Here is a 6,568-nt window from a genome sequence, read left to right on the forward strand (position 1 = left end):
CCGTGCGCCATCGGACTCGTTGTCTTACGTCGCACTTTGGGGTCTTCGTCGCTGTCTCGGCTAGCCTCTTTTTACGAACTGGCGAGTTTTGACTGATCCGACGTGTCAACTCTCGGCCTTGATAGCAGCGATCACAATGTCGATTGCGTGGTCCAGATCCGTTTGTGAGATGGTCAGCGGCGGCGACAGTGTCAGAACGCATCCCTGACTGATCTTATAGCTCAAACCGGCCTCCAGACAGGCGTAGTAAATCCGTTCGGCACGCGCATTGCCCGGTATCTTTTCAACGCGATCATCAACGATTTCGACTCCGAACATCAAACCCCTTCCCCGGATGTCTCCGACGGTGGGTACGTTCTGAAGTTCGTCCATCAGACGACCAATTGCGTGCTCACCCAGCATGGCCGACCGATGAACCAACCCCTCATCTTCGATGATCTGAAGTGTTGTCAAAGCGGCCCGCGCGGTGACCGGGTTCTTTTCGTGTGTGTAATGACCAATGGCAAAATCCCCGCAGACATCCAATTGTTTGCGGGCAACACAAGCGGCAATGGGCAGGATACCACCGCCAAGCGCTTTTCCAAGCGTCACAATGTCGGGAATGATCTCGTCATGTTCAAAGGCGAACATCCTGCCGGTTTTGCCAAGGCCGGTCGGGATTTCATCCATGATCAAAAGCGCGCCGTGACGATTGCACGCCTCGCGCACGGATTTCCAAAACCCCGGCGGTGGTACATAGGGCACCGCGCGCATCGGTTCGGCTATGACTGCGGCCACATCTCCTTCACGCTCCAGAACATATTCGACCATTTTCGCGCAGGCCAACCCGCAGGTTTCCGGTCCCGCGTGATTGTATGGGCAACGGTAGCAGGCGAAGGGCGCGACATGTTCAGTGCCCGACAAGAGGGGACCCGCTATATGACTGCGGAACGTCGCCTCGCCACCGACGCTTGCGGCGCCGAAGCCCGCACCGTGGAAGGCATCCCAGAAGCTGATTGTTTTGAACCGACCGGTCGCGGCACGCGCGATCTTGAGGGCAACCTCGTTGGCGTCAGAGCCGCCAGTGGTAAAGAGCATCTTCCCCAGATCGCCAGGCACGATATCTGCCAGTTTTTCTGCCAAATCCACTGCCGGGTTATTGGTAAAGCGGCGGGGTGCAAAAGGAAGATCATCAAGCTGCGCTTTGATGGCGGCTATCAGACGCGGGTGCCCATAGCCTATGTGGTGCACCGAGTTGCCATGGAAATCCATGTGCCGGCGACCCTCCATATCCTCGATCCAGATCCCCTCGGCCTTTGCAATAGTGCTGACGCAGGGTGATGACAGAGATTGATGCAGGAACACATCCGCATCGCGTTTGAGCAGAGGTGCCGACTTCGGCCCCATGGACTTTCGCAACCATGCCTTGCGCGCTTCGGATGTGTTTGATTCCCCTTCCGTGTGGACAATCTGTGGCATGTCCGCTCCTCATTTCTGTCATCAAAAGATGCGGGCCCCGGAAGGCCCGCCAGTATCAGGGAGGATTTGAAGCATCCTTCCCGTCTGTGGGGAAAGGACGCAAGGTTTAGTTGGGCCAGGGCAGCGAATAGGTTTTGACGTTGGTGAAGAACTTCATCGCCTCGATAACGCCCTCTTTCACCCCGTTTCCGCTGTCCTTGATGCCGCCAAAGGGTGACATTTCAATGCGGTAACCCGGCTGTTCCCAGATGTTGCAGGTGCCGACATTTAACCCGTTGATAAAGGCGATGGCCCTGTTCAGGTCATTGGTGCATACCCCCGAAGACAGGCCGAACTCGGTCGAATTCGAGATCGCCATCACCTCTTCGTCGTTGTCTGGCACGCGTACGATTGGCACGATAGGACCGAAAGTTTCTTCCATCACCAGCTCGCTGTCATGGGGAACCTTGTCGACGACGATAGGCGGCAGCAATGCGCCCTGACGGCCCGGGTGATACAGGATTTCTGCACCCTCTTTCTCAGCCTGCAGAACGCGGTTCTCGAATATCTCCGCGGCTTTGTCGTGGATCACGCACCCCAGCTCGGTTTCGGGGTCTTGCGGATCGCCGAATTTGATCTTCTTGGCCTTCTCCAGAACCAGCGGCACAAACTTGTCGGCCACACTTTCCTGCACGAGGATGCGCTTGACTGCCGTACACCGCTGACCGGAGTTTCCGGTCGCACCCGCCACTGCGATTGTTGCGGCTTTGTCCAAATCCGCATCGCTGAGGTCATTCAGAACGATCAGAGGATCGTTACCCCCAAGTTCCAGCGCCTGCCGCTTGTAGACGCCTTTCTCAGCGATCAACTTGCCCACCGGCACACCCCCGGTGAAGGTGATGATGTCGATATGTTCATTGGTAATCATCTCACCGCCAATGTCAGCCGGCCAGCCGGTCACCACTTGGAACATCTCGTGCGGCAGGCCTGCCTCGTAAAGTATGTCGGCCAATGTCAGCGCGGTCAGCGGCGTCAGTTCGGTAGGTTTGCAAACCATGCAATTGTTGGTCGCAATCGATGGCGCGATTTTGTGGCTGACCATATTCAAAGGGTGATTGAACGGAGTGATCGCACTGATTGCTTTCACCGGCTCTCGGGTGGTGAAAATCTTGCGGGCTTTGCCATTGTGGGTCAGATCGCAGGAAAAGATCTCGCCATCGTCCTTTAGCGCCTCAGCCGCCGCAAACTGATAAACATCCTGTGCGCGTTTGGTTTCGTAGATCGCATGCTGGTGGCAGATGCCCAGCTCCAACGTCAGCCATTTCGCAAGATAATCGCGTTTTTTACCGATCAGCTCGCCTGCGCGCTGCAAAATCTGGCTGCGCTCGTACCGGGTCAGTCTAGGTTTGTAATTCGCCGCGATTTCGAAAGCCCTGCGTGCGTGTTCTGCGGTGCCAGCGGGAACATGGCCCACAACTTCGTTTGTGTACGGGTAGAGAACGGGAATGGTTTTCTCGGTAAAGACGATCTCGCCACCGATCCGCATTCCTTCGTTACGAACTTCGAATTTCGACATGGTTTGGTCTTTCATGGCTTACTGTGCCGCCGCTGTAGTTGCGTAGAAAAAGGCATCAAAGTTGCGCAGCACGGGTTGGTTTGGCAGGTCGATGACACGATTCACGATGAAGGGAACTTCTTGTTCCGTCAAACCACCATGGCTGCGCAGGGGCTCTTTGAGCGCTGCCAGATCGTGGCGATGCTCGGACGTTCCGATGCAGATGTTTTCGCCAGAAACCATTACAATGTCGCCAATCCGGTCACCGGGCAATTCGAACCGTTCAATGGCCTGAGCCTTGGTCAGCACATGGGTGATCCCGTCGGTCGCCTTGAGTTTGGCAATGATGTCGCTCTGATCCGCGCCATCCGGCAGATATGCGGTCGCGAACGAACCCAGTGCACCATGATGCACGACATAGGGGTCAGTGATCGGAAGGATGACTCGTGCCGCATCCTTGCCCAGCCATTCGTCCATCAGGTCCTGCACATAAACGACCGAAGGGGATCCATCGGCCAAGTGCTTAGGCTTCATGCCATGATCAGCCGTCACCACGATGGCGGCCCCCAATGCGTCCAACTCGCCCAGATAGCGGTCAAACATGGCGTAGAAATCAAGTGCGCCTTTTTGATCGGGTGCAAACTTGTGCTGGATATAGTCGGTGGTCGACAAATACATGACGTCAGGCTTGAACTCTTTCAGCAGCTTGACGCCAGCAGCAAAAACGAATTCCGACAGCTCGGCCGAGTAAACCTCGGGCACGTCCATGCCCAACCATTTGCTGGCATTGTCGACGCCATGTTCCTCAAGCGTCGTTTCGCCCGAACGCTCAGAAGAGAATGCAACCGCCCTGCCCTCGTCAAACTTCAGCCCGGCACCAAGCAGCGCGCGAAGTTTGTCCTTGGCGGTTACCATCGCCACGCGGAAACCTGCATCATAGAACTGCGAGAAGATGGTCGGCGCGCGCAGGAAGCGGACATCGTTCATCATCACCTCTTCACCGGTGTCGGGATCGATAAGGTAGTTGCCGCAGATTCCATGCACGATCGGCGGACGCCCGGTGGCAATCGAAAGATTGTTGGGGTTGGTGAACGACGGGATAACAGAATGCGCCAGACGGTCTGTACCTTCCTCCCGCATCCGTTTGAGGTTGGGCATCAGCCCTTTCGCAATCGCCACGTCGAGGTATTCAGGTTCACATCCATCAAGGCAGATGGCGATTGCGGGCACTTTGGGCGTCGGGTAGACGCGCTCATTTGCTTCGACAGGGGTTTGAATGGTCATCTGTGTTTTCCTTGATTTTTATGCGGCCAACTTGGCGCGTTCTTCCAGTGCCCGGAGAGGAGGCGCAGCGCTTGTCACGCCCATTTCTTCCAGAGATTCTTTTGCAGCGATCACAACTTTACGCATGACATCTTCGTCCATCTGGCCGATGCAACCGACGCGGAAACTGTCGACGACAGTCAGTTTGCCCGGGTAGATAATGAACCCTTTTTCCTTCATCCGGTTGTAGAACTGATCGAAAACGAAATTCTCATCAGCCGGGCAGAAGAAGGTGACGATGATCGGGCTCAGCCAACGATTATCCAGCAGCGTCTCGAAACCCAGTTCCCGCATGCCCGCGACCATGACGTCCCGGTTGCGGGTATAGCGGGCACCGCGACCTGCAACACCGCCTTCGGCAGTGTGCGCCCGAAGTGCCTCGATGAAGGCCGCAACCACATGCGTCGGCGGGGTAAACCGCCACTGTCCCGTTTTGTTCATATGCGCCCACTGCGCATACACATCCAGAGACAGCGAATGACTGTTGCCTTTTGCGGCTTCCAGCTCGGTCTTGCGCGCCACGATGAACCCGAAACCCGGAACGCCCTCGATGCATTTATTCGCCGAAGACACCATGGCCTCGTAACGGATTTCAGTGGGTTTGAGCTCAATCGCTCCAAAGGCGGACATCGAGTCAATCAAGAGTTTGCGCCCGGCGGCATATGTGACCTCCGAAATCTCTTCGACCGGGTTCAGGATGCCCGAGCTGGTTTCGCAGTGAATTGCGACGACATGCGTGATGCCCGGGTCATCCGCGAGAATGCGCGCAACCTCATCACCCCTCGGCGGCAGGTAATCGCCTTTGTCCAACACAACATGATCACGATCCAGGTACTGCAACGTTTGTGCTGAACGCTGCCCGTAGGCACCATTTGCCAATACCAACGCCTTTCCGTCTCGCGGAATAAAGGATGCCAGCATCGCCTCGACGGAAAACGATCCGCTGCCTTGCATCGGTACGCAATCGAACGCGTCGGCACCCTCGCCAAGCAGGTTCAGCAGGCTTGACCGCACCTCCCGCGTCATGGCGCGGAAATCATCGTCCCAGCTACCCCAGTCACGTAACATTGCCTCTTTGACCGCGTAGGACGTTGTCAAAGGACCGGGCGTCAAAAGGTAGGGTTCACCAAGGCGCGGTTGCTCTAATTTTGGTTTGGATGGCGTCATTACCAGGCTCCAGAACAGCGTTTTCAGGAACACAATTGCAGCAACGCTTGCTATATGTGAAATTGCAATTATCAATCTAATCATAAGCGCAGCCTATGAACGCATCTACAGGGAACTGCCATGCGACACAGCCAGTTGAAAGCCTTTCATTACGTGGCCAAACATGGGGGATTCTCCCGTGCGGCAGAGGCTTTGTATCTGACCCAGCCAGCGATTTCCGAGCAGGTCCGAAAACTGGAACAGGATCACGACCTGCTGCTGTTCCAGCGTGAACGAAAACGCGTGAACCTGACGCCCGAAGGCGAACAGCTTTACAGATTCACAAAACAATATTTCGAGATCGAAGATCAGATTGAGGACTACCTCTCTGAAACCAAAGCCGCGATCGATGGTGAATTAAGGATTATTGCCGATTCAGCGCATCACATGACGTCTTTTCTGGGTTCGTTCCAAAAGAAATATCCGAAAATCACGATCACTGTGCGATCCGGCAACACCGAAGAAATCCTGGAAGAGCTTCGGTCTTACAATGCTGAGATCGGCGTTGTAGGCAGCCTGTCTCCTGGCAAGGACATGGACGTATTGAATTTGGGGTCCACTGAAATTGTGGCCTTTGCTGGCCAGGGTGTGCTTTTGGCATCCAAACCCACCCTGACCCTGGAAGAGTTGGCCGAGTTGCCCCTGATTTTCAGAGAGCACGGGTCAAAAACACGCGAGAAACTGGAAGAAGCCGCCGAGAAACAAGGTATCAGGTTAAACCCGGCGATTGTTGCTGAAGGCCGAGAAGCCGTTCGCGAACTTGTTGCCTCGGGTGCAGGTATCGGTTTTGTTTCTCAGGCGGAATATGGGCACGATGATCGATTGCGGCAAATCAAATTGAAGGGTGTGAATCTGCAAATGGGTGAGAGCATGATTTCCCTTTCCCAGCGTCGTGACGTCAAGATCATACGTGCGTTTATGGATTTTGCGGAGCGGGTGCATAAGGAAAAGGAAACCCCCGCAGATATGTGATCTGCGGGGATATTGAGTTTTTGTGTGGATTACCTGCTGCGCCAGGCCTGTGTGCGGGCCAGGATGCCTTTTGAT

General features: G+C 55.3%; 5 protein-coding genes. 1 reads left to right on the forward strand and 4 read right to left on the reverse strand.

What is annotated here, in order from left to right:
- Nucleotides 1–105: 105 nt before the first annotated feature.
- From pbfA to ACR0LL_RS18945, 4 genes are all read right to left on the reverse strand, one after another.
- The gene (pbfA, locus tag ACR0LL_RS18930) at nt 106–1,458 is read right to left on the reverse strand and encodes a (R)-1-hydroxy-2-aminoethylphosphonate ammonia-lyase (RefSeq protein ID WP_480588734.1); all 1,353 of its coding nucleotides are present in this window, start codon (nt 1,456–1,458) and stop codon (nt 106–108) included.
- Nucleotides 1,459–1,564: 106 nt separating this feature from the next.
- The gene (phnY, locus tag ACR0LL_RS18935) at nt 1,565–3,028 is read right to left on the reverse strand and encodes a phosphonoacetaldehyde dehydrogenase (protein WP_480588735.1); all 1,464 of its coding nucleotides are present in this window, start codon (nt 3,026–3,028) and stop codon (nt 1,565–1,567) included.
- Between the two features lie 3 nt (nt 3,029–3,031).
- On the reverse strand, nt 3,032–4,276 hold the full coding sequence (gene phnA / locus ACR0LL_RS18940) for a phosphonoacetate hydrolase (RefSeq protein WP_480588736.1): 1,245 nt from the start codon (nt 4,274–4,276) through the stop codon (nt 3,032–3,034).
- Nucleotides 4,277–4,294: 18 nt separating this feature from the next.
- The gene (locus ACR0LL_RS18945; protein WP_480588737.1) at nt 4,295–5,482 is read right to left on the reverse strand and encodes a 2-aminoethylphosphonate--pyruvate transaminase; all 1,188 of its coding nucleotides are present in this window, start codon (nt 5,480–5,482) and stop codon (nt 4,295–4,297) included.
- A gap of 120 nt (nt 5,483–5,602) precedes the next feature.
- On the opposite strand from ACR0LL_RS18945, the gene ACR0LL_RS18950 reads away from it, so the two are divergent.
- A complete protein-coding gene (locus ACR0LL_RS18950; protein ID WP_480588738.1) occupies nt 5,603–6,493 on the forward strand; it encodes a LysR substrate-binding domain-containing protein in 891 nt (296 codons plus the stop codon).
- The last annotated feature ends 75 nt before the right edge of the window (nt 6,494–6,568 follow it).

It is taken from the genome of Ruegeria sp. AI2, from assembly GCF_056541275.1.